The 20,802-nt window shown below is 68.9% G+C and carries 19 protein-coding genes and 1 tRNA gene; 8 read left to right on the forward strand and 12 right to left on the reverse strand.

Going from position 1 to position 20,802, the window contains the following annotated elements; genetic code table 11:
- Window position 1: 1 nt before the first annotated feature.
- Together ACFFJC_RS05295 and ACFFJC_RS05300 are read right to left on the reverse strand one after the other, a co-directional pair.
- Entirely contained in the window at window positions 2-1,561 is a 1,560-nt protein-coding gene (locus ACFFJC_RS05295) for a DUF1570 domain-containing protein (protein WP_379486448.1), read from the reverse strand.
- A gap of 178 nt (window positions 1,562-1,739) precedes the next feature.
- Window positions 1,740-2,414 carry a YiaD family glycine zipper/OmpA-like lipoprotein gene (locus ACFFJC_RS05300; protein WP_379486449.1) on the reverse strand — a complete coding sequence of 225 codons (675 nt, stop codon included), beginning with the start codon at window positions 2,412-2,414 and terminating at the stop codon, window positions 1,740-1,742.
- 215 nt (window positions 2,415-2,629) lie between these two features.
- Here ACFFJC_RS05300 and ACFFJC_RS05305 point away from each other — a divergent pair, with 215 nt between their 5' ends.
- A complete protein-coding gene (locus tag ACFFJC_RS05305; protein ID WP_379486450.1) occupies window positions 2,630-3,967 on the forward strand; it encodes a hemolysin family protein in 1,338 nt (445 codons plus the stop codon).
- A gap of 96 nt (window positions 3,968-4,063) precedes the next feature.
- Here the strand turns inward: ACFFJC_RS05305 and ACFFJC_RS05310 are convergent, their stop codons facing one another.
- The 9 genes from ACFFJC_RS05310 to ACFFJC_RS05350 all read right to left on the reverse strand — a co-directional run bounded on the left by ACFFJC_RS05310 (window position 4,064) and on the right by ACFFJC_RS05350 (window position 12,156).
- Window positions 4,064-4,480, reverse strand: a complete 417-nt coding sequence (locus ACFFJC_RS05310; protein WP_379486451.1) for a DUF3035 domain-containing protein — start codon at window positions 4,478-4,480, stop codon at window positions 4,064-4,066.
- 4 nt (window positions 4,481-4,484) lie between these two features.
- Complete coding sequence (gene lspA, locus ACFFJC_RS05315) at window positions 4,485-5,015, reverse strand: signal peptidase II (protein ID WP_379486452.1); 531 nt, start codon at window positions 5,013-5,015, stop codon at window positions 4,485-4,487.
- Entirely contained in the window at window positions 5,012-8,038 is a 3,027-nt protein-coding gene (locus tag ACFFJC_RS05320) for an isoleucine--tRNA ligase (protein ID WP_379486453.1), read from the reverse strand. The genes lspA and ACFFJC_RS05320 overlap by 4 nt, the downstream gene beginning before the upstream one ends.
- Window positions 8,039-8,099: 61 nt before the next feature.
- On the reverse strand, window positions 8,100-9,029 hold the full coding sequence (locus ACFFJC_RS05325) for a bifunctional riboflavin kinase/FAD synthetase (RefSeq protein WP_379486454.1): 930 nt from the start codon (window positions 9,027-9,029) through the stop codon (window positions 8,100-8,102).
- Between the two features lie 11 nt (window positions 9,030-9,040).
- Entirely contained in the window at window positions 9,041-9,526 is a 486-nt protein-coding gene (locus ACFFJC_RS05330) for a dihydrofolate reductase (protein WP_379486455.1), read from the reverse strand.
- Complete coding sequence (locus ACFFJC_RS05335; protein WP_379486475.1) at window positions 9,526-10,584, reverse strand: 5-(carboxyamino)imidazole ribonucleotide synthase; 1,059 nt, start codon at window positions 10,582-10,584, stop codon at window positions 9,526-9,528. The genes ACFFJC_RS05330 and ACFFJC_RS05335 overlap by 1 nt, the downstream gene beginning before the upstream one ends.
- Window positions 10,585-10,713: 129 nt before the next feature.
- Window positions 10,714-11,208, reverse strand: a complete 495-nt coding sequence (gene purE / locus ACFFJC_RS05340; RefSeq protein ID WP_379486456.1) for a 5-(carboxyamino)imidazole ribonucleotide mutase — start codon at window positions 11,206-11,208, stop codon at window positions 10,714-10,716.
- Window positions 11,209-11,211: 3 nt separating this feature from the next.
- Window positions 11,212-11,898, reverse strand: a complete 687-nt coding sequence (gpmA, locus tag ACFFJC_RS05345) for a 2,3-diphosphoglycerate-dependent phosphoglycerate mutase (protein WP_379486457.1) — start codon at window positions 11,896-11,898, stop codon at window positions 11,212-11,214.
- A 51-nt stretch (window positions 11,899-11,949) separates the two neighbouring features.
- Window positions 11,950-12,156, reverse strand: coding sequence for a hypothetical protein (locus ACFFJC_RS05350; protein ID WP_379486458.1), 207 nt, complete (start codon window positions 12,154-12,156; stop codon window positions 11,950-11,952).
- Between the two features lie 107 nt (window positions 12,157-12,263).
- Between ACFFJC_RS05350 and ACFFJC_RS05355 the strand changes: the two genes are divergently transcribed.
- The 4 genes from ACFFJC_RS05355 to ACFFJC_RS05370 all read left to right on the forward strand — a co-directional run bounded on the left by ACFFJC_RS05355 (window position 12,264) and on the right by ACFFJC_RS05370 (window position 17,207).
- Window positions 12,264-12,338: transfer RNA gene (locus tag ACFFJC_RS05355), tRNA-Thr, on the forward strand.
- A 163-nt stretch (window positions 12,339-12,501) separates the two neighbouring features.
- A complete protein-coding gene (locus ACFFJC_RS05360; RefSeq protein WP_379486459.1) occupies window positions 12,502-15,312 on the forward strand; it encodes a TonB-dependent receptor in 2,811 nt (936 codons plus the stop codon).
- Complete coding sequence (locus ACFFJC_RS05365) at window positions 15,312-16,424, forward strand: phytase (protein ID WP_379486460.1); 1,113 nt, start codon at window positions 15,312-15,314, stop codon at window positions 16,422-16,424. Before ACFFJC_RS05360 ends, ACFFJC_RS05365 begins: the two co-directional genes overlap by 1 nt.
- Window positions 16,425-16,496: 72 nt before the next feature.
- Window positions 16,497-17,207, forward strand: coding sequence for a lytic transglycosylase domain-containing protein (locus ACFFJC_RS05370; RefSeq protein WP_379486461.1), 711 nt, complete (start codon window positions 16,497-16,499; stop codon window positions 17,205-17,207).
- Between the two features lie 213 nt (window positions 17,208-17,420).
- On the opposite strand, the gene ACFFJC_RS05375 is transcribed toward ACFFJC_RS05370, so the two are convergent.
- A complete protein-coding gene (locus ACFFJC_RS05375; RefSeq protein ID WP_379486462.1) occupies window positions 17,421-18,302 on the reverse strand; it encodes a UTP--glucose-1-phosphate uridylyltransferase in 882 nt (293 codons plus the stop codon).
- Window positions 18,303-18,456: 154 nt separating this feature from the next.
- Between ACFFJC_RS05375 and murA the strand changes: the two genes are divergently transcribed.
- From murA to ACFFJC_RS05390, 3 genes are all read left to right on the forward strand, one after another.
- The gene (murA, locus tag ACFFJC_RS05380; protein ID WP_379486463.1) at window positions 18,457-19,740 is read left to right on the forward strand and encodes a UDP-N-acetylglucosamine 1-carboxyvinyltransferase; all 1,284 of its coding nucleotides are present in this window, start codon (window positions 18,457-18,459) and stop codon (window positions 19,738-19,740) included.
- A 67-nt stretch (window positions 19,741-19,807) separates the two neighbouring features.
- Window positions 19,808-20,023: a hypothetical protein gene (locus ACFFJC_RS05385; protein ID WP_379486464.1), complete on the forward strand. Its 216-nt coding sequence runs from the start codon at window positions 19,808-19,810 to the stop codon at window positions 20,021-20,023.
- A 144-nt stretch (window positions 20,024-20,167) separates the two neighbouring features.
- Window positions 20,168-20,713 (forward strand): metallophosphoesterase family protein, encoded by a 546-nt coding sequence (locus ACFFJC_RS05390; RefSeq protein ID WP_379486465.1) that lies wholly within the window; start codon window positions 20,168-20,170, stop codon window positions 20,711-20,713.
- Window positions 20,714-20,802 lie beyond the last annotated feature (89 nt).

A 20,802-nucleotide genomic window follows, 5' to 3' on the forward strand; every position in this document is an offset into this window, starting at 1 on the left:
CTCAGCCTCCCTCGCCACCTTCCCCTTCGGCGTCCTCGGGCATCTCCTTGCCCAGGTCCTCGCCCTTCCAGGACGGGTCCTTCTCCATCCGCTCGATAAGCCTGTGGGCGAAGGCGCTCATGCCGCCGCCGTGCGGATTGTTGGCGACCGGGCCCAGCACGATCCGCGCCTCCGGCGAACGGCCCAGACGCAGCAGCGTGGTCCCCAGCGTCATGCGCAGACCAAGGTCGAACGGCGCCAGCTGGACGGCCCGGATGAGGCCGTCGACCGCCAGCTTCGGAGGCTCCTGGCCCTGCTCGACGAAGCTGCGATAGAAGTAGATCAGCGGCAGCGGATGGTCGTTCTCCCGCCGGTTGAGCGCGATGAAGGGCGCCCGCGCCGCCTTGTACGCCGCCGCGCGCGCCGTCTCGTCGCCCTCGTTCTCCTCGGCCTGGCGGAACAGGGCCAGGCCCTTCTGGACATAGGCGTTGACCTGGGAGGGATCGCGCGCGATCGCCGCATCGGCGGCCGCGATCGCCTCGGGGTCGTGGCCGGCGTCCACTTCGCACTCGGCGAGGGCGGCGAGCACGGCCGCGTCATCGGGATACTTCGCGGCCACTGCCCGCGCCTCCACCAGCAGCGTGGTCGCCTCTTCGCGCGTTACCCCGCGACGCGAGCGGATGCGCACCGGCATGATCTCCGCCTCCCCCGCCGACAGCGCCCGCAGCGAAACCGGCCCGATCGCGAGCTTCTCCGGCTTGAGCGTCACCGCGGTCATCTTCCGCTGCTTCAGGTACCGGTCGAGATCCTTCTCCAGCGTGTCGAAATCGCCGAACGCCTCGAGCGCCGCCGCACGCTGGCCCCGCCCCTTGGCCAGCAGGTCGGTGTAGCGGGGTAACTGGCCCTTCCGGTCGCCCCCGAAGATCAGGTAGTGATAGAGCAGCCAGCTCTTGCCGTAGAAGGCATCGTAGGTGGTGTGCTTGCGCTTGTCGTACTCGGTGGGATCGAGCAGGTCCGCCGCGGTGACGTCCTGCGCATAGAACAGCTCGCCCGCGCGGTGATTGGCGGGCCGGCCCAGCCAGAGGCTGCCATCGGGCTCGAACTTGGCCGAGGCGAAGAACTCCGCCGAACCCTCGCTCAGCCAGCGCGGCATCGCGGCCACGTTCGTGGAGATGAGGAAATGATGCGCATATTCGTGCAGCAGGATGATCATCGACCAGGTGACCGCCCCATTGGCGCTCTGCACCGCCGGCACGATCGCCAGCGAGCCGCCGGCCCGCGGCACGTAGAAGCCGCCCACGAACTTGTTGTCACCGCCATGAAGCTGGCGCACTTCGCGGGCATTCTTGACGACATAGACGGTGACCCGGTTCGACGGGCTGGGCTTGGCCACCTGCGAGCCGAGCACGTAGGCCATCCCCGCGTGGTACCGCTCGAGCTGCTGGGCGAAGCGGGTGATGTCCTTCTCGGAATCGTTGGCGTAGATGACGAAGTGCTCGCTCGAGGCTTCCATCCATGCGGCCCGAGCCGGCCCTCCCCACAACGCGGCCGCCAGCATCGCCGCCCAGATCCCGAAACGCATCAAGTCCCCCCGAACCAGTTCGGGGGCAGACTATGCCGACGGGGCTGCCGGTTTCAAGTTCCCCGGAAGAGGCGATCCAGCTTGAAGGACCAGGCATGAAGAACTGGGCATGAAGAAGGGGCCGGTGCACTTGCATGCGCCGGCCCCTTCCCCGATCCCGCTTCCTGCGGAAGCTCGCTTATCTTGCGGCGTTGACGTCGTCGGTGGTGACCGGGGTGATCTTGATCTCGACACGGCGGTTGAGCGCGCGGCCTTCCGCCGTGGTGTTGTCCGCCACCGGGTAGTTCAGGCCCATGCCCTGCGTCTGGATGCGAGAGGAGGACACCCCGCGGCTGATGAGGTAGCGGGCGACCGAATCGGCCCGGCGCTTCGACAGGTCGAGGTTGTAGGCGGCCGAGCCGGTCGAATCGGTATGGCCGTACACGTCGACCAGGCTGTTCGGGTACTGGACCATCGACTGCGCGACCTTGTCGAGCGCGGCCTGGAACGAGGGGCTGACCACCGTCGAATCGACGGCGAAGGTGACGTCGGGAAGGTTGACGAGGATCCCGTCGCCCTGCTGCGTGACGTCGATGCCGGAGCCGGCGGTCTGCTCCTTGAGCTCCTTGATCTGCTTGTCCATCTGATAGCCCACGACGCCGCCGGCGACGCCGCCGATGCCGGCACCGACGATGCGGGCGGTCTTGCCGCCGATGACACTGCCCAGCAGGTAGCCGAGGCCTGCGCCGCCGACGCCGCCGATGGCCGTGCGCGAGACCTTGCGCTCACCCGTGTTCGGGTCGGTGACGCAGGCCGAGACCGAGACCATCGCGAGGACCGCGGCGGCCGATGTGAACAGGCGGGACTTCTTCATCTTGTGGCCCTTCCTCTAGATGTGCCTCTTGGGAGGCATCTGTGTGCAGTAGTGAACTTGAACCGCAAATGGATGTCCCGCCTCAACCCGTCGCACCTGCATGGGTTCCCGGCGCTGCAACTTTCCGGCCCGCGCCGCCCCACGCGGAACGAACTTCGGCGGAGCCCACGCGAGTCCTTCGCGCGCGGCGCAATCTCTGCTAGCGCTGGGTCATTGTGACACCCTTCCCCTGGACCGACCTCCTCATCATCGCCGGCCTGATCCTGCTCAATGGCCTGTTCTCGATGTCCGAACTGGCCATCGTCTCTGCACGCCCGGCCAGGCTCAAGGTCTCTGCCGACAAGGGCAGCGGCGCCGCCCGCACCGCGCTCGATCTCGCCGCCGACCCCGGTCGCTTCCTCTCGACCGTGCAGATCGGCATCACCCTGATCGGCATCATCGCCGGCGCCTACTCGGGCTCCAGCCTGGGCCAGCCGGTGGCCGAACGCCTGGTCCTGCTCGGCATCCCCGCCCGGATCGCACCGGAGATCGGCTTCGCGCTGGTCATCATGGCCACCACGTATGCGAGCGTCGTCGTCGGCGAGCTGGTGCCCAAGCAGCTGGCGCTGCGCATGGCGGAGCCGGTGGCGCTGATCATGGCGCGGCCGATGAGCCTGCTGGCGCGGATCATGGGCCCCTTCGTCTGGTTGCTCGACCGCTCTTCGGGCGTGCTGCTGCGCCTCTTCTCGATCCGCGGCGGCGATGCCGAACGACTGACGGCGGAGGAGCTGCAGATGATCTTCGCCGAGGCGACCCGCTCGGGCGTGATCGAAGAGGAGGAGCGGGCGATGATGACCGGTGTCATGCGCCTCGCCGAGCGCCCCGTGCGCGAGCTGATGACCCCGCGCAACCAGATCGACTGGATCGAGGCCGACGCCGGCGAGGACCAGCTGCGCGCCAAGATCGCCGCCTCCCCGCACTCGCTGCTGCCGGTGGTCTCCGGGGAAGGCGCACCCGACAACGTGGTGGGCATCCTCAAGGTCCGCGAGGTCCTCGCCTGCCTGGTCGCAGGGGCGCCGATCGACGTGCGCACGATGATGCGCAAGGCCGAGGTGATCCCCGACCAGCTCGACGCCATGGACGCGCTGCGCAAGCTGCAGACCGCCGAAGTGGCGATGGCGGTGGTCCATGACGAGTACGGCCACCTGGAGGGCCTGGTCACATCGTCTGACGTCCTCTCGGCACTGGCGGGCAATTTCGTGGCCCACCAGGACGAGGGCGACGAGCCGATGGTCGTGGTGCGCGAGGACGGGTCGCTGCTGGTGTCAGGGGCCATGCCGGCCGATGCGCTGGCCGACCGCCTGGCCATGAGCCTGCCCGACGATCGCGAGTTCGCGACCCTGGCCGGCTACGTGCTGGCTGTCCTCAAGAAGGTGCCGCACGAGGGCGAGCACTTCGTCGAGCAGGGCTGGCGCTTCGAGGTCGTCGACATGGATGGCCTCAAGATCGACAAGATCCTGGTGAGCCGCGAAGCCGACGAGGATGCGGACGACGGCGTCAGCGGCGACGGCTGACGCTGCGTCCGCCCGGGCCAGGGATCGCCCGATCGCTCCGCCCACGAGAAAGGCCGGACTTGCGCCCGGCCTCCTGGTTCGTCGCTACTGGCTGGCTCAGCCGCCGACGGAGGTCTGCGCGTCGCGGCCATCGCCTTCGGGCGCGGCGAGGATGGCGCGGGTCACCTGGCCCTTGGCGACCGTGTAGGTCGAGGGATCCCCCACCGTCGAGCGGATCGCGGGATCGGCCGTGCCGGCCAGGTTGAGCGCCGAGGTCTCGATCTCGCTGCGGGCCTGCGGGCCGCCGAACAGCGCATCGAGCGTCTGCTGCTGGAGCGATTCGTCGGCCGGGCGCGGCTGGCCTTCCTTGGGCGGGGTGAGCGAGAAGTCCGGCGGCACGACCAGCGGCGTCTGGCGCTGCACCGCGAATTCGTCCGGACGCGAGCGGTTGAACAGGCCGGTGCTGCCGCAGGCCGACAGCAGGACGGCGCCGGTCGCGACGAGGACGAGGGCACCGGTTTTCTTCATGCGCATCAATTCAACTCGCATTCTTTTGAGTCTCGGGGACAGGGTCCGCCGCTGCATCGGGCTTGTCGCGCGAAAGCAGGGTTCGGGCAAGGATAATCAGGACGCCGATGGTGATGGCGGCATCGGCGAGATTGAAGATCAGGAACGGCCGCCAGCCGCCGATGTGGAGGTCGGCATAGTCGATCACGTAGCCTACCGAGATGCGGTCGAGGATGTTCCCCGCGGCGCCCCCGAGCACCAGGCCCAGCGCCCCGATCTCCGGCAGCTTGCGTTCGCGCAGCAGCCACACGAGCACGAACAGGGCGATCGCCGCGGTCATCGCCACCAGCGCCCAGCGGCCCTCGGGCGAGCCGGCCGTGAACAGGCCCAGCGAAACGCCGAAGTTCTGCGTCCAGGTCAGGTTGAAGAACGGCAGGACGTAGACCTGGCCGATGTGCGCCAGGTGTACCTCGTGCACGACCCAGTTCTTGATGAGCTGGTCGACCGCGAAGACGGCGAGCGCCGCCAGCAGGCCCAGGCCGCGCTTGCCCCAGGGGCTCACGCGCCGGCCTCCAGCACGTCCACCACGTCCTCGCAGCGGTCGCACAGGTCGCCGTCCTCCGCCACTTCGGGCAGGTGGCGCCAGCAGCGGCCGCACTTGTGGTCGGGAGAGGGGGTGACGCGCACGCTGTCCATACCCTCGGCGCCCTGCCCGCGCGTCACTGTCCCGGTGATGAACAGTTCGGCGAGATCCGCCTCGGGCGCGGAGGCGGGCACCGTGACCTGTGCGGCGAGGCTTGAGCCGATGACCTTGTCGCGGCGCAGCGGCTCGATCGCCTCGGTGACCTGCTGGCGCAGCACCCGCAGTTCCTGCCACTTGGCCACGTCGGCCGTGACCTCGGGAATCTGCGGCCATTCGAGCAGGTGGACGCTGCCGCCCTCGGGATAGCGCGAGCCCCAGGTCTCCTCGGCGGTGAAGACGATCACCGGCGCCGCGTAGCGCACCAGCGCATGGAACAGCAGGTCGAGCACGGTGCGATAGGCGCGGCGCTTCGGGTCCGTGGGCGCATCGCAGTAGAGGCAGTCCTTGCGGATGTCGAAGAAGAAGGCCGAGAGGTCCTCGTTGCAGAAGTCCAGCAGCACCCGCACGTAGGTGTTGAAGTCGAAGGCATCGACCGCGGCGCGCAGGGTCTTGTCCAGCGTGCCCAGCAGCGAGAGCACGTAGCGCTCCAGCTCGGGCATCTCGGCCACGGTGACGCGCTCGGCATCCTCGAACCCGTCGAGCGCACCCAGCAGGTAGCGCAGCGTGTTGCGCAGCTTGCGGTACTGGTCGGCCACGCCCTTGAGGATCTCGTCGCCGATCCGGTGGTCCTCGGTGTAGTCCACCGAAAGCGCCCAGAGGCGGATGATGTCGGCGCCGTTGGTCTCCATGACCTTGAGCGGGCTGATCGTGTTGCCCAGCGACTTCGACATCTTCAGGCCCTTGGCATCCATGGTGAAGCCGTGGGTGAGGATCGCCTTGTAAGGCGCATGGCCGCGAGTGGCGCAGGCTTCCAGCAGCGAGGACTGGAACCAGCCGCGGTGCTGGTCGGAACCTTCGAGGTAGAGGTCGGCCTTGGGGCCGGTGTAGCCTTCGGGGCGCAGCAGGTCGGGCCAGCGGCCCGATTCGAGCACGAAGGCATGGGTGGAGCCCGAATCGAACCACACGTCGAGGATGTCGGCGACGCGCTCGTAGTCCTCGGCCTTGTATTCGTTGCCGAGCAGGTCCTGCGCGGCCTCGTCCGACCAGCCATCGACGCCGTGCGCGAGGATCGCGGCGCGGATGCGGTCGTTCACCGCCTCGTCGACGAGGTATTCGCCGGTCTTGCGGTTCACGAACAGCGTGATCGGCACGCCCCACGCGCGCTGGCGCGAGAGCACCCAGTCGGGGCGACCTTCGACCATCGCGCCGATGCGGTTGCGGCCCTTGTCGGGCACGAAGCGGGTATCCGCGATCGCCGCCAGCGCGGCCTGCCGCAGCGTGGGCGCATCGGAGAGGTGCTCCTCCTTGGGGTCGATGGCACCGCCCTCGCTCTCCCAGCGCCGGTCGGCGGCGGACTTGGGCGAGATATGCGTCATCACCTTGTCCATCGGCACGAACCACTGCGGCGTGCAGCGGTAGATCACCTTGGCCTTGGAGCGCCACGAGTGCGGGTAGGAGTGCTTGTAGTCCGCCGAGGCGGCCAGCAGCGCGCCCGCTTCGCGCAGGTCCGAGCAGATCGGGCCGTCGGGCGCGTTGAACTTGGGGTTGATGACCGAGCCCTGCCCGGCCAGCCACGGCCAGTCGGCACGGTACTTGCCGTCGGCCTCGACCACGAACTTGGGGTTGATGCCGTGGGCCTTGCACAGCTCGAAATCGTCCTCGCCATGATCGGGCGCCATGTGGACGAGGCCGGTGCCGCTGTCGGTCGTGACGAAATCGCCAGCCAGCAGCGGACGCGGCTCGGCAAAGAAGCCGCCGAGCGCATGCATCGGGTGCCGCGCGATGGTGCCGGCGAGGTCGGAGCCCTTGAAGGAGTTTCTGACTGACGCGCCATCTTCGCCCGAAGCCGGATCAAGGACGAACGACAAACGCTCAATGCCCAGATCCGAAACGTCGATGCCCTTCAGTTGCGAATTAAGCCGAGCGGTAAATGCAGGGAGCAATTCCGTAGCGATTAGGAAGCGCTGGCGGTCGTAGAACCAAGGAGCTGCTTCACAAGCGCGCGCTAAACCTGCTCCACTTTCGATGTCGTCCGGGCCAACGGAAAGCCAGCAATCTACCAAAGAATACTCAACCTCAGGCCCATAAGCCAAGGCCTGGTTCACCGGGATCGTCCACGGCGTCGTCGTCCAGATCACCGCATGGGCGCCGACCAGTTCCGGCACCTTGGATTCAACGATTTCGAACGCCACGTCGATCTGGGTCGAGGTGATGTCCTCGTACTCCACCTCGGCTTCGGCGAGCGCCGTCTTCTCCACCGGCGACCACATCACCGGCTTGGCGCCGCGATAGAGCATGCCGTTCTCCGCGAACTTCAGCAGTTCGCCGACGATGGTGGCCTCGGCCTGGAAGTCCATCGTCAGGTACGGGTTGTCCCAGTCGCCGTTGATACCGAGGCGCTTGAGCTGCTCGCGCTGGACGTTCACCCACCCTTGCGCATAGGCGCGGCATTCGGCGCGGAATTCCTCGGCCGGAACCTCGTCCTTGTTCTTCTTCTTCTTGCGGTACTCTTCCTCGACCTTCCACTCGATCGGCAGGCCGTGGCAGTCCCAGCCGGGCACGTAGGGCGCGTCCTTGCCCAGCAGCGTCTGGGTGCGCACCACCATGTCCTTGAGGATGTGGTTGAGCGCGTGGCCGATGTGCATGTCGCCGTTGGCGTAGGGCGGGCCATCGTGCAGCACGAACTTCTCGCGGCCACGACGCGCCTCGCGGGTCTTTGCGTAGATCTGTTCCGCCTGCCAGCGCGCAAGGATGCCCGGCTCCTTCTGCGGGAGCCCGGCCTTCATGGGGAAATCGGTCTTCGGCAGGAAGACGGTGCTACGATAGTCGCGCTGTTCGGTCATGACGGCACGCGCACTAGAGCAATTGCGGGTTTGTTGGAAGTCCGGCGATTGGCCTGGCGGGCTACATGCCGGCGAGCAGGTCCCTCGCCCGCTCGCAGTCGCGGTCCATCTGCGCGATCAGCGCGTCGAGCGAATCGAACTTCGCCTCCGGCCGCAGGAAATGGTGAAACGCCACCTCGATCTCCTGTCCGTAGAGGTCTCCGGCGAAGTCGAAGAAGTGCGGCTCGAGCAGTTCCTTGGGCGGATCGAAGGTGGGGCGGATGCCGATGTTGGCCGCGCCCTTCAGCACGCGTCCGTCGGGCATGCGCCCCGTCACCGCATAGATGCCGTAGAGCGGGCGCAGGTAGGTGCCCATGTCCAGGTTGGCGGTGGGATAGCCGATGGTGCGGCCCAGCTTGTCGCCATGCTGGACGCGGCCGCGGATCGCGAAGGGGCGGGTCAGCAGGCGCGCCGCGGCCTGGCAGTCGCCACCCTTGAGCGCCTCGCGGATGCGGCTGGACGAGACGGTCGCGCCGGCGTCGCTGACCGGCCCGACGGTGCGGCCTTCCAGCCCGTGCCGCGCGCCGATCTCGCGCAGGACCTGCGGGTTGCCGCCGCGCGCCCGGCCGAAGGTGAAGTCCTCGCCGGTGACGACGCCGGCGGCGCGCAGTTGGCCGACCAGCATCTCCTCCACCCAGGCCGCCGCGGGCATCGCCGCCAGCGCGGTGTCGAAGTGCAGCACCAGCATGGCGTCGGCCCCGGCCGCCCCGAACAGTTCCTGCCGCTGGTCCAGGGTGGTGAGGCGGAAGGGCTCGGCATCGGGCTTGAAGTGGCGGACCGGATGCGGGTCGAAGGTGGCGACGATCGCCGGGCGCCCTTGCGACCGGGCCCAGGCGATGGCTTCGCCGACCACGGCCTGGTGCCCTTGGTGAAACCCGTCGAAGTTGCCCAGCGCCAGCACGGCGCCGCGCAGCGAATCGGGAACGGGCTGGCGGTTGTCGAGGCGAATCATCGGTGCGGCGGCTATAGGGCGCGCCGAAGCGTCACGAAAGCATGCGCCGGGAACGCGCCCTGCCCCGCATGCTCCGCGCGCGCCGTCTCGCGCCACTCGGGGCCGAGCGGGGGCATGACCGTGTCGCCGGGGTAGGCCTCGTGGATCTCGGTGAGCTCGACCCGCTGGGCGAGCGGAAGGAACAGCGCGTTGATCTCCGCCCCGCCGATCACCGCGACGTCCCCATCCCCCGCCAGCGCGAGCGCGTCCTCCACGCTGCGGGCGACTTCGGCCCCGTCGGCGCCCCAGCCGGCGTCGCGGGTGAGGACGATGTGCCGCCGGCCCGGCAGCGGCGCCGGAAAGCTCTGAAAGGTCTTGCGGCCCATCACCATCGGCTTGCCCATGGTCAGCGCCTTGAAGTGCCGCAGGTCGGCCGGCAAGCGCCAGGGCAGGGTGCCGTCGCGGCCGATCACCCCGTTGGCCGCGCGGGCGTAGATGAGGAAGATGTCCTGCGCCATCAATCCAGCATCAGTCGTGTGACGTGGCCCATCTTGCGCCCGGGCCGCGCCGCCGCCTTGCCGTAGAGGTGCAGGTGGTTGGCGGGATCGGCCAGGATCGCCGGCCAGTCGTGCGCCTCGTCTCCGATCAGGTTGCGCATCTGCACGCCCTTGGCGGCGAGCCCGGTGCCGCCCAGCGGCAAGCCGCAGATGGCGCGCACGTGGTTCTCGAACTGGCTGGTCACCGCGCCCTCGATGGTCCAGTGCCCCGAGTTGTGGACGCGCGGCGCCATCTCGTTGAACACGGGGCCCGCCTCGGTGGCGAAGAATTCCAGGGTGAGCACGCCGACGTAGCCGAGCGCCTCGGCCACCTGGCCGGCCAGCCCGCGGGCGGCAGGGACCTGCGCCACCACCGCATCGGGGGCGGGCAGGGTGCTGGTGTCGAGGATGCCGCTCTCGTGGACGTTGTGCGCGGAATCGAAGAAGCGGATGTCGCCGTCCGCGCCGCGGCACAGGATCACCGAGAACTCGGCGGAGAACCTGACGAAGCCCTCGTAGATCAGCGGCACCGGCGGGAGGTCGAGCCCCTCGGCGTCGGCTGGCGCCATGATGCGCCACTGGCCCTTGCCGTCGTAGCCGTCGCGCCGGGTCTTGAGGATGCCGGGCGTGCCGATCGCTTCCACCGCGGCGGCGAGGCCGGCCGCGTCGTCGACCGCGGCGAAGGGGGCCGGAGTGCCGCCCAGCCCCGCGACGAAGCGCTTCTCGCTCAGCCGGTCCTGCGCCGTCTCCAGCGCGCGCGGGTGGGGTGCGAGCTTCGCCGCGTCGATGGCGCCGAGCGGGCCCACCGGGACGTTCTCGAACTCGTAGGTGATGACCGCGCAGTCGGCGGCGAAGGCGGCCATGGCTTCGGCATCGTCCCAGGCGGCGCAGGTGAATTGCGCGCAGACGTCGGCGGCGATCGAATCCGCTTCGGGCGCGTAGACGTGGCAGCGGTAGCCGAGCTGTGCCGCCGCGACCGCGATCATCCGGCCGAGCTGGCCGCCGCCGAGGATGCCGATGGTTTCGCCGGGAGGGATCATCACGCCTTTACGCCTGCCTTGCGCCCGCGCCCTTCGCCAAGCTCGGGGCGAGCGGACCTTGTTCCAGTTCACAATCTCAGGCCCGCGCACGCCGGCCTGTCGAAGCCCATCTCCCGCGAGCGGAGCCGGTCAGACCGGCCTTTCCGCCACGCCCGCGGTCTGCGCCGCGCGGAAGTCCTTGAGCCGCCCGGCGAGCCCCTCGTCGCCGGTCGCCAGGATGGCGGCGGCGAGCAGGCCGGCATTGGCGGCGCCCGCCTCGCCGATCGCCAGCGTGCCGACCGGGATCCCGGCCGGCATCTGCACGATCGAGAGCAGGCTGTCCTGGCCCGACAGGGCCCGGCTCTGCACCGGCACGCCGAGGACCGGCAGGTGCGTCATCGAGGCGACCATGCCGGGCAGGTGGGCCGCGCCGCCGGCCCCGGCGACGATCACCTTGAAGCCCTCCGCCTCGGCACCCTTGGCGAAGGCGACCAGCCGGTCCGGGGTCCGGTGCGCCGAAACCACCCGCGCGTCGTAGGCCACGCCCAGCCGGTCGAGCATCTCGGCGGCCTTGCTCATGGTCGGCCAGTCGGACTGGCTGCCCATGACGATGGCGACGGGAACGCCGCGCTCGGCCTCGGCCATCGCTCAGCGCTCCGAGAGGTAGTAGCGGTCGAGCACGGCGAGATCGTCGGACAGCTCGTAGACGATCGGCTGGCCGGTCGGGATCTCGAGGCCCGTGATCTCCTCGTCCGAGATGTTCGAGAGGTGCTTGACCAGCGCCCGCAGCGAGTTGCCGTGCGCCGCGACCAGCACCGTCGAGCCGGCATGGAGGTGCGGCACGATCGAACCTTCGTAGTAGGGCAGGACGCGCGCGATGGTGTCCTTCAGGCTCTCGGTCATGGGCACGTCGATGCCGGCATAGCGCGCATCGGCCGAGAGGTCGAAGGTGCTGCCGCGCTCCAGCAGCGGCGGCGGCGTGTCGAAGCTGCGGCGCCAGATCTTGACCTGGTCCTCGCCGTGCTTGGCCGCCGTCTCGGCCTTGTCGAGGCCGGTGAGGCCGCCGTAGTGACGCTCGTTCAGGCGCCAGTCCTTGGTCTCGGGGATCCACAGGATGCCGGCGGCCTCGAGCGCGAAGTGCAGGGTCTTGATGGCGCGCGTCTGCACCGAGGTGAAGGCGACGTCGGGCAGCATGCCCTTGTCCTTCAGCAGCGTGCCCGCGGCGCGGGCCTCGGCCTCGCCCTTCTCGGTGACGTCGACGTCCCACCAGCCGGTGAAGCGGTTCTCGAGGTTCCACTGGCTCTGGCCGTGGCGGAGAAGGATCAGGCGAGGCAAGGCGTAGCTCCCTTATCTGTCAGGACCGGACGTGTGCGGCCGCGGGAGGCCCTAGCTTTCCGGCGGCGATTTGGGAAGCCTGACCGATTCGTCATCGCCGGGCGGGGGCGAGGCCGGCGCGGCACCCGCCGTGAGCGCCCGCGCCTGCACCTTGCGGCGACGCAGGTTCTCGCGCAGCTTGGCCGCCAGCCGCTCCTCGCGCGTCAGCTTTTCCGCGCCTTCGGCTGGCCCGCGGCTCCCGGATCGATCCTGGCTCATGCCGCCGGCCATGCCGCCGCCGGCAACAAAGCGCAAGCCGTGCTTGACAATCGGCCCGGTCGCGGACAATAGCGCGCCCCTGCCCCGGATCTCCGGGCGCAACCGGCGCTGCTGTAGCTCAGTGGTAGAGCGCACCCTTGGTAAGGGTGAGGTCGGGAGTTCAATCCTCCCCAGCAGCACCATTCTCCCCCACGATCAGGATGATGCACGCAACCGCGCCGCGGTGCGCCTTGCTGCGCTGCGGCACGTGTCACCGAACCGTCATCGGATCATCACCGGAGCGTCATCGAACGCTCCTAGGGGCCGCCCGGACAGACATAACGTCTCATCAGGGAACCCTCAGCCATGAACCGTTCGCTCCAGCTCGTCGCCGGGCTGCTCGCCTCGGCCTCGTTCACCACCATCGCCCATGCGGGCGAAGTGGCGGGCCACGTCAACGATGCCACCGGCACGCGGGGCCTGCAGTCCGCCACCGTCCGCATCGTCGAGCTCAACCGCACGGCGGAGACGGATCGTGCGGGTCGCTTCGTGTTCGGCGACGTGCCGGCCGGCACCTACACGCTGGAGGCCCGCTACGTCGGTGCCGAGGTCACCACGCAGACCGTGACCGTCCCCGCGACCGGGCGCATCGCCGGCGACTTCAACCTCGACGCGATCGGCGGCGGCGACATCCTCGTCACCGGCCAGACCGCGAACCTGACCAGCGCGCTGTCGCGCCAGAAGGCCGCGGACGGCGTCGAATCGGTCCTGACCCGCGACGCGGTCGGCCAGTTCCCCGACCAGAACGTCGCCGAGTCGCTGCGCCGACTGCCCGGCCTCAACATCCTCAACGACCAGGGTGAAGGCCGCTTCGTCTCGGTCCGCGGCCTCGATCCCGACCTCAACGGCACTTCGGTGAATGGCGTGCGCCTGCCCGCCCCCGAAGCCGACACGCGCTCGGTCGCGCTCGACGTGATCTCGTCCGACACCATCGAATCGATCGAGGTGAAGAAGAGCTTCACCCCCGACATGGACGGCGACTTCATCGGCGCCTCGGTCGAGATCAACACGACCAGCGCCTTCGATGCCAAGAACAACCGCTACAACGTCAGCGCCGAGGGCAGCTGGAACGACTATTCGGGCAAGGTGACCCCGAAGGGCGCCTTCGACTTCACCCAGAAGATCGGCGAAGACTTCGGCGTGGCCGGATCGGTCAGCTACTACAAGCGCAAGTTCGAGACCGACAACGTCGAGACCGGCGGCTGGCACCAGAACGACGACGGCGTCTGGGCCGACTCGGTCGAGTACCGCGACTACGACGTCGAGCGCACCCGCATCAACGCGGCGCTGTCGTTCGACTGGCGCGTGTCCGACACCACCAAGGCCTACGTGCGCGGCAACTGGGCGCAGTTCGACGACCAGGAATACCGTCGCCGCACCACGCTCGATTTCGGCGACTTCGAGGACGACGGCCCGAGCGCGATCTCCGGCGACACGGCGAGCTTCGACGGGTCGGACGAGCGCATCACCGTCGAGCGCGACCTCAAGGACCGCTTCGAGCGCCAGCGCATCCGCTCGGTCGCGATCGGCAGCGACACCGACACCGGCACCTGGAAGTTCAACTGGCAGGGCAGCTACGCCAAGTCGACCGAGTACGAGAACGGCTCGATCGACCCGACCTCGTTCCGCGCGCGCTTCCGCGACGGCACCGTGGTCGCCATCGACAACAGCCGGAGCTACTACCCGACCTACTCGGTCAGCGAAGGCGCCGACAGCTTCAACGATGCGTCGGAATACGAGTTCGACAAGACCGAGCTGACCGCGCTGTCCGACAGCCAGGACGAGGAATGGGCGCTCAAGGCCGACCTCGCGCGCACTTTCGCCGGCACCGACGGGGACTTCACGGTCCAGGCCGGCGCCAAGGCCCGCTGGCGCAAGAAGTCGTACGACTTCAACATGACCTATCTCGATCTGGCGGATGGCGCGGACTACACGCTTGCCGACGTGCTGGGCCAGCAGACGTACCGCCTGGTCGACATGGGACCGGTCTCCAACAAGACCGGCCCGCGCGACTTCCTGGACGCCAACCCGGACGCCTTCGAGGTCAATCCCTACGAGAGCGGCCTTGCCTCGGCGACCGACGATTACTCGGTCAAGGAAGACATCATCGCCGGCTACGCGCTGGCCCGGTGGGACAGCTCGACGCTGCGTGTCATCGGCGGCGTGCGGATGGAGCACACCCGCAACACGCTGAACGGCAACCTCGTCACCGATCTCGAGGAAGAGGAAGAGTTCTTCGTCGAGCCCGTGCAGTACAAGCGCAGCTACACCAACTGGCTGCCCAGCCTGACCGTGCGCTACAGCCCGCAGCAGAACCTCGTCGCGCGCCTCGCCGGCTACAAGACGGTGGTGCGCCCCAAGTTCTCGCAGCTGGCCCCGCGCTACACCGTGAACGAGGACAACGAGGCCGAGTTCGGCAACCCGGACCTCAAGCCCTACCAGGCCTGGAACTTCGACGCCGGGTTCGAATACTACTTCTCGAACAACGGCGCGCTTTCGGTGGGCGGCTTCTACAAGTCGGTGAAGGACTACACCTACGAGCAGGTGCTGCGCGACGGCGCGGTGGTCGACGGGGTCGAGTACGACCAGGTCACCCGCCCGATGAACGGTGACAAGGCCGAGATCGCCGGTGTCGAAGTCGGCTTCAGCCAGGTCTTCTCGATGCTGCCGGCGCCCTTCGACGGCCTGCTGACGCAGCTGAACTACACCTACACTTACGCCAAGGGCACCGTGCTCGAGGAAGGCGAGGACGCGAACGGCGATCCCATCGACATCCGCCGCCGCATCACACTTCCCAGCGCCTCGAACAGCACCTTCAACGCCGTCCTCGGCTACGAGAAGGGGCCGATCTCGCTGCGCGCCGCCGGCACCTTCCGCGACAAGTACATCGACGAGGTCGGCGGCACTGCCGAGGAGGACCGCATCGTCAACCAGCACTTCCAGCTTGATCTTTCGGCCAAGTACAAGGTCAATGAGAACATCCGCCTCTTCGCAGACTGGGTGAACGTGAACAACGCCAAGTACTTCGCCTACCAGAACCTCGGCGGCGCCAAGCGCGTGCTGCAGTACGAGGAATACGGCCCGACCGTGAAGTTCGGCGCGCGGGTGACCTTCTGATGATCGCGCGCGAGATCGCGAAGGTCGCGGCACGCCAGGGGGCAGGGATCCTGCTCCCGGCGCTCCTGCTCTCCGCCTGCACCACGACGGGGACCACGGCCGACGCGCCTCGCCCCCGCTATCCCGCCGTCGACATCCCCGCCGGGGGCGAGACGGTTCCGGTGGGCACCGGCAACGCCGACGCCGCGGACGACCCGGCGATCTGGCGCAACGCCGCGAACCCCGCTGCCAGCCTGGTGCTCGGCACGGACAAGAAGGCCGGGCTCTACGTCTATGGGCTCGACGGCAAGGTGCGCGACTTCTCGCCCGCCGGGGCGCTGAACAACGCCGACCTGCGCGAGGTGCGCATGGCCGACGGATCAACGCGGATCCTGGTGGGCGCGAGCGACCGCACCGACCGGGCCGAGCCGCGCATCGCGCTGTTCGCGCTGGACGGCGCGACGGGCAAGCTGACCGTGCTGGGAACCGAGACCTTCCTGAAGGCCGGCCACGCCCCGGCCGAGGCCTACGGCTTCTGCATGGGCGCCCCGCTCGCGGCCGGCGAGCTGGCGCGCGCCTACGTCGTGCTCAAGGACGGCACCGTCGCCGAAAGCCGGCTGGTGGAAAAGGCCGGGCGGATCGCGGCCGAGCACCTGCGCGACGTGACCTTCGCCACCCAGTCCGAAGGCTGCGTGGTGGATGACGCGACGAGGACGCTCTTCGTCGCGGAAGAGGACGTCGGCATCTGGAAGGTGCCGCTGTCCGGCGCCGCGCTCGCCTCCCAGGCCTACGCCCGGGTGGGCGAGGCGGACGGGCTGGTCGACGACGTCGAGGGGCTCGCCATCGCGCGTCAGGCCGATGGCCGCGCCTGGCTGGTGGCGTCGAGCCAGGGCGACAACGCCTATGCCCTCTACGACCTGGCCTCCGGCAAGCTCGCCGGGCGCTTCCGCGTCGAGGGCGGGACGCTGGGGGGGACCAGCGAGACCGACGGCATCGAGGTGCTGCTGGGCGACTTCGGGCCCGCCTTCCCGGACGGGCTGTTCGTCGCGCAGGATGGCGACAACGCACCTCGCGCACAGAACTTCAAGATGCTGTCCTGGCGCTCGATCCGCACCGCGCTGGGCCTGGATTGATTCCTCCGCCGCCTCTCCATTCGCATCCTGGGCAATGCTCCGGCTCCTTGCCGGGCACGCCCGGGATGCGATATGGCGGCCGGCGATGGTGAGGGAAACGAATCGGTGAAGCGTCTCCGCACAATTGGTGGCCTTGTCGCGGCGGCCTGCGCCGCGCTTCCGGGCCTTGCCCAGGCCGATGTTCTGCAGATCGGCGATGCCGGCGCCGAGTGGGTGGCCGGTGGCCCGGCGACCGTGCCCAGTGCGGCAGAGCTCGCCCCGGTCGACGCCGCTTCGGGCGTCGGGTTCGTCGGCAGTACCTTCGCCTCCGCGCCGGGACAGGTGGAAGAAACTCCGCTGGAGGTCGACACCGGCCTGCACCCGCAGTCGATCACCCACGCGCTCGACGCGGCCGGGCCCACCCGCTGGCGCCTGCGGGTCGCCCAGCTTGCCGCCAAGTACGACATCAGCCCCGCGCTGCTCGAGGCCGTGGTGTGGCAGGAAAGCCGGTGGAACGAACGCGCGGTCTCGCCCGTGGGAGCGCGGGGCCTCGCGCAGCTGATGCCCGGCACGGCCGCGCAGATGGGCGTCAATTCCGGCGACCCGATGGCGAACCTCGAAGGCGGCGCGCGTTACCTGCGCATGCAGCTCGACGCGTTCGGCGGCGACATCGAGAAGGCGCTTGCGGCCTACAACGCGGGCCCCGCCCGGGTGACGAAGGCGGGCGGCATCCCCAACATCCGCGAGACGAAGCTCTACGTCGCCGCGATCATGGCGCGCCTGACGGATCCGGTCCGGCAGTAGCCTGACGCGCACCGCCACGGGGCCTTCGACGAGCTCAGGCTGAGCGGGTCGAGAGCGTGCTCGTGTTTTGCGACCGTCGCCGTGCCCCCCAATTTCGCCCGGCCTGAGCTTGTCGAAGCCCCCGCCGTCGCGCGCGCGATCCCAGGAACCGCAAAAAAGAAGCGCGCCGCCTTCCGGCAGCGCGCTCCCTGAACTCCCGCGGGGTGGGCTGGATCAGCCGAGCATCGCCTTCGCCATGGCCCGCACCTCGTCCCCAAGGTCCGGACGGTCGAGCGCGATGGCGAGCGTCGCCTCGACGAAGCCGAGCTTCGAGCCGCAGTCGAAGCGGCGGCCCGCGAAGGTGACGGCGTGGAACGGCTGCTGCCCGATCAGCTTGGCCATCGAGTCGGTCAGCTGGATCTCGCCGCCGGCGCCCTTGCCCTGCGTTTCGAGCAGGCCCATGACTTCCGGCTGCAGGATGTAGCGGCCGGAGACGATCTTGTTCGAGGGCGCCTCGGCCACCTTCGGCTTCTCGACCAGGCCCTTGACCTCGGTCAGCGCGCCGCGGCTCTCGCCCGGCGCGATCACGCCGTAGCTGGAGACTTCCTCCATCGGCACTTCCAGCACCGAGACGAGGTTGCCGCCGACTTCTTCGTAGGCCTCCACCATCTGCTTCATGCAGCCGGGCGAGCCGTACATGAGCTCGTCGGGCAGGAAGATCGCGAAGGGCTCGTTGCCTACCACCGCGCGCGCGCACCAGACCGCATGGCCCAGGCCGAGCGGCACCTGCTGACGCACGGTGACGAGGTTGCCCGGCTGGATCCGCGTCGGCTCGAGCGGATCGAGCGACTTGCCGCGGCCGGTCATCGTCGCTTCCAGCTCGTAGGCGGTGTCGAAATGCTCGACGATCGCGGTCTTGCCGCGGCCGGTGACGAAGACGAACTCCTCGATCCCCGCCTCGCGCGCCTCGTCGACGGCGTACTGGATCAGCGGGCGGTCGACGACCGGCAGGAGCTCCTTCGGGATCGCCTTGGTGGCGGGCAGGAAACGCGTGCCGAGCCCCGCGACGGGGAAGACGGCCTTGCGGACGGGCTTGCGGAAAGTGTTTTCGCTCATGGGTCCGGATCATGCCTCGTTCATGTTGCAATGCAGTTAAAGCGCGTAAGTGCGCGGAGCGCAACACGGCCCCGTCCAGGCGAGGGGCCTTTATTCCGCCGTGAATCGCGGGCCCTCCCGTTGCCCGCCGCGCGTTTGGCGCTAAAGCGGGCGGATGGACAAGATCATCATCGAAGGCGGCAAGCGTCTTGCCGGCACCATTCCCGTTTCCGGCGCCAAGAACGCGGCTCTCACCCTTCTGCCCTGCGCGCTGCTCACCGACGAGCCGCTGACGCTGCGCAACCTGCCGCGGCTGGCCGACATCGACGGCTTCCAGCACCTGATGAACCAGTTCGGCGTGTCCACCGCCATCGCCGGCTCGCGCCCCGAGGACTTCGGCCGCGTGATGACGCTCCAGGCGACCCGCATCACCAGCTCGGTCGCGCCTTATGACCTGGTACGCAAGATGCGCGCCTCGATCCTGGTGCTCGGCCCGATGCTGGCGCGCACCGGAGAGGCCACGGTGTCGCTGCCCGGCGGCTGCGCCATCGGCAACCGCCCGATCGACCTGCACCTGAAGGTGCTGGAAGCGCTGGGGGCGACGATCGAGCTGGCCGCCGGCTACGTCAGGGCCATCGCCCCCGACGGCGGCCTGCCGGGCGGGCGCTACTCCTTCCCGGTGGTCTCGGTCGGCGCGACCGAGAATGCGCTGATGACCGCGGTGCTGTGCAAGGGCAAGTCCACGCTCCACAACGCCGCGCGCGAGCCGGAGATCGTCGACTTGTGCAACCTGCTGGTCGCGATGGGCGCGCAGATCGAGGGGATCGGCACCAGCGACCTGACGATCCACGGCGTCGCCCGCCTTCACGGCGCCACCTACATGGTGATGCCCGACCGCATCGAGGCGGGCTCCTACGCCTGCGCCGCCGCGATCACCGGCGGCGAGGTGACCCTGAAGGGCGCCAGGATCGAGGACATGGAGGCAACCGTCCAGGCCCTGCGCGATGCTGGAGTCCATGTCGAGCCCACCGCCGAGGGGCTCCACGTCGGGGCCAACGGCAAGCTGCGGCCCGTGACCCTCTCCACCGCGCCCTATCCCGGCTTCGCCACCGACATGCAGGCGCAACTCATGGCGCTGCTGTGCCGTGCCGAGGGCTCCAGCGTCCTCACCGAGACGATCTTCGAGAACCGCTACATGCACGTTCCCGAACTCAACCGGATGGGCGCGCGCATCGAGACCAAGGGCCGCACCGCCATCGTCCACGGCGTGCCCAGCCTGACCGGCGCCGACGTCATGGCCACCGACCTGCGCGCCTCGATGAGCCTGGTCATCGCCGGGCTTGCCGCCGAAGGCCAGACGCAGGTTCACCGGCTCTATCACCTGGACCGCGGCTACGAGCGGCTGGAGGAGAAGCTGGCACTCGTGGGCGCGCAGATTGAACGCGTCGGCGGGGATTGACGGCAGCCAGAAACCAGAGGGCCCCATGGCGCGTTGCTGCTCTCGAATTGCCGAGAGGAGAATCGACATGGGCCTGATCAAGTTGGCGGCCGCCGGTGCGGTCGGCTACGCGCTCTACAAGTACGCGACCCAGGAAAAGCAGAAGGCGGCCTTCGCCAGCGGCCCCGCTCCCGTGCGGGATTCCGGGCCGGAGCACATGACCACTCCGCCCAAGACCTGGAGCAAGACCGACGAGGCGATCGACGAGAGCTTCCCCGCTAGCGATCCGCCGTCGACCTACTGAGACCGTCCGCAAGGACCGAGCAAGGGTGGAGGGAGCCAAGGCTGCCTCCACCCTTTTTGCTGCACGCGCGATGCGCCGCCGTTGTCCGTCGCCCTTGTCCGTGGCCGTTGTCCGTCGCCGGGAACGAGTCTGCATGCCAAGTCGTTGAAACCTCTACAGGAGCGGCACGAGGCCGATCCCGGGGAGAAGGCGATGGCGATCCATTTCGTGGCGGACCTGCAGTTCGACGGCGGAGAGCGGACACGCCACGCGCACCCGCACGGCTTCGCCGATACCGCCGAGCGCACCCGCCGCATCTGCGAGACATGGCGCGCCCGCGTCGCGCCCGAGGACAGCGTCTGGATCCTCGGCAACGTGGGCAATGCCGTCCACCTCGCAGGGCTTCCCGGATCGAAGCACCTGGTGCGTGCTGCGGGCGACCCGCCGGCGTGGAACTGCCTCGCGACGCGCCGCTACGCCAGCGTCTGCGAGATGCGCCGGCTGGACACCGAGCATGGCCTCGTCACCTTGCTCGCGCATCCCGGCGCGGCGGGCGAAGAGGAGCGCATGGTCCTGCACGGCCGCGCGCGCGGCGACTGGCGCCGCCGCGGCTTCGTCTGTGTCACCGTAGCGGAGTTGGGCTGGGGGCCGGTGAGCCTCGACCAGATCATGAGCCAGGCCGCCGGGGACGCCCTGAGAGACGCAGCCTGAGCCCCGGCGCTGATGTCGCGCTGATGTGGCGCTAACACGGCGCTAACGCCGCGCTAGAGCGTGATCATCTTAGGCTGAAGCATAGCCGC

Source organism: Novosphingobium soli, from assembly GCF_042432915.1.
GTDB lineage: Bacteria > Pseudomonadota > Alphaproteobacteria > Sphingomonadales > Sphingomonadaceae > Novosphingobium > Novosphingobium soli.

Excerpts from the sequence above, each read along its gene's own strand:
- ACFFJC_RS05295 (WP_379486448.1), bottom strand. The coding sequence starts at position 1,561 with ATGCGTTTCGGGATCTGGGCGGCGATGCTGGCGGCCGCGTTGTGGGGA.
- ACFFJC_RS05300 (WP_379486449.1), bottom strand. The coding sequence starts at position 2,414 with ATGAAGAAGTCCCGCCTGTTCACATCGGCCGCCGCGGTCCTCGCGATG.
- ACFFJC_RS05310 (WP_379486451.1), bottom strand. The coding sequence starts at position 4,480 with ATGCGCATGAAGAAAACCGGTGCCCTCGTCCTCGTCGCGACCGGCGCC.
- ACFFJC_RS05320 (WP_379486453.1), bottom strand. The coding sequence starts at position 8,038 with ATGACCGAACAGCGCGACTATCGTAGCACCGTCTTCCTGCCGAAGACC.
- ACFFJC_RS05325 (WP_379486454.1), bottom strand. The coding sequence starts at position 9,029 with ATGATTCGCCTCGACAACCGCCAGCCCGTTCCCGATTCGCTGCGCGGC.
- ACFFJC_RS05330 (WP_379486455.1), bottom strand. The coding sequence starts at position 9,526 with ATGGCGCAGGACATCTTCCTCATCTACGCCCGCGCGGCCAACGGGGTG.
- ACFFJC_RS05335 (WP_379486475.1), bottom strand. The coding sequence starts at position 10,584 with ATGATCCCTCCCGGCGAAACCATCGGCATCCTCGGCGGCGGCCAGCTC.
- purE (WP_379486456.1), bottom strand. The coding sequence starts at position 11,208 with ATGGCCGAGGCCGAGCGCGGCGTTCCCGTCGCCATCGTCATGGGCAGC.
- ACFFJC_RS05350 (WP_379486458.1), bottom strand. The coding sequence starts at position 12,156 with ATGAGCCAGGATCGATCCGGGAGCCGCGGGCCAGCCGAAGGCGCGGAA.
- ACFFJC_RS05360 (WP_379486459.1), top strand. The coding sequence starts at position 12,502 with ATGAACCGTTCGCTCCAGCTCGTCGCCGGGCTGCTCGCCTCGGCCTCG.
- ACFFJC_RS05365 (WP_379486460.1), top strand. The coding sequence starts at position 15,312 with ATGATCGCGCGCGAGATCGCGAAGGTCGCGGCACGCCAGGGGGCAGGG.
- ACFFJC_RS05370 (WP_379486461.1), top strand. The coding sequence starts at position 16,497 with ATGGCGGCCGGCGATGGTGAGGGAAACGAATCGGTGAAGCGTCTCCGC.
- ACFFJC_RS05375 (WP_379486462.1), bottom strand. The coding sequence starts at position 18,302 with ATGAGCGAAAACACTTTCCGCAAGCCCGTCCGCAAGGCCGTCTTCCCC.
- murA (WP_379486463.1), top strand. The coding sequence starts at position 18,457 with ATGGACAAGATCATCATCGAAGGCGGCAAGCGTCTTGCCGGCACCATT.
- ACFFJC_RS05385 (WP_379486464.1), top strand. The coding sequence starts at position 19,808 with ATGGGCCTGATCAAGTTGGCGGCCGCCGGTGCGGTCGGCTACGCGCTC.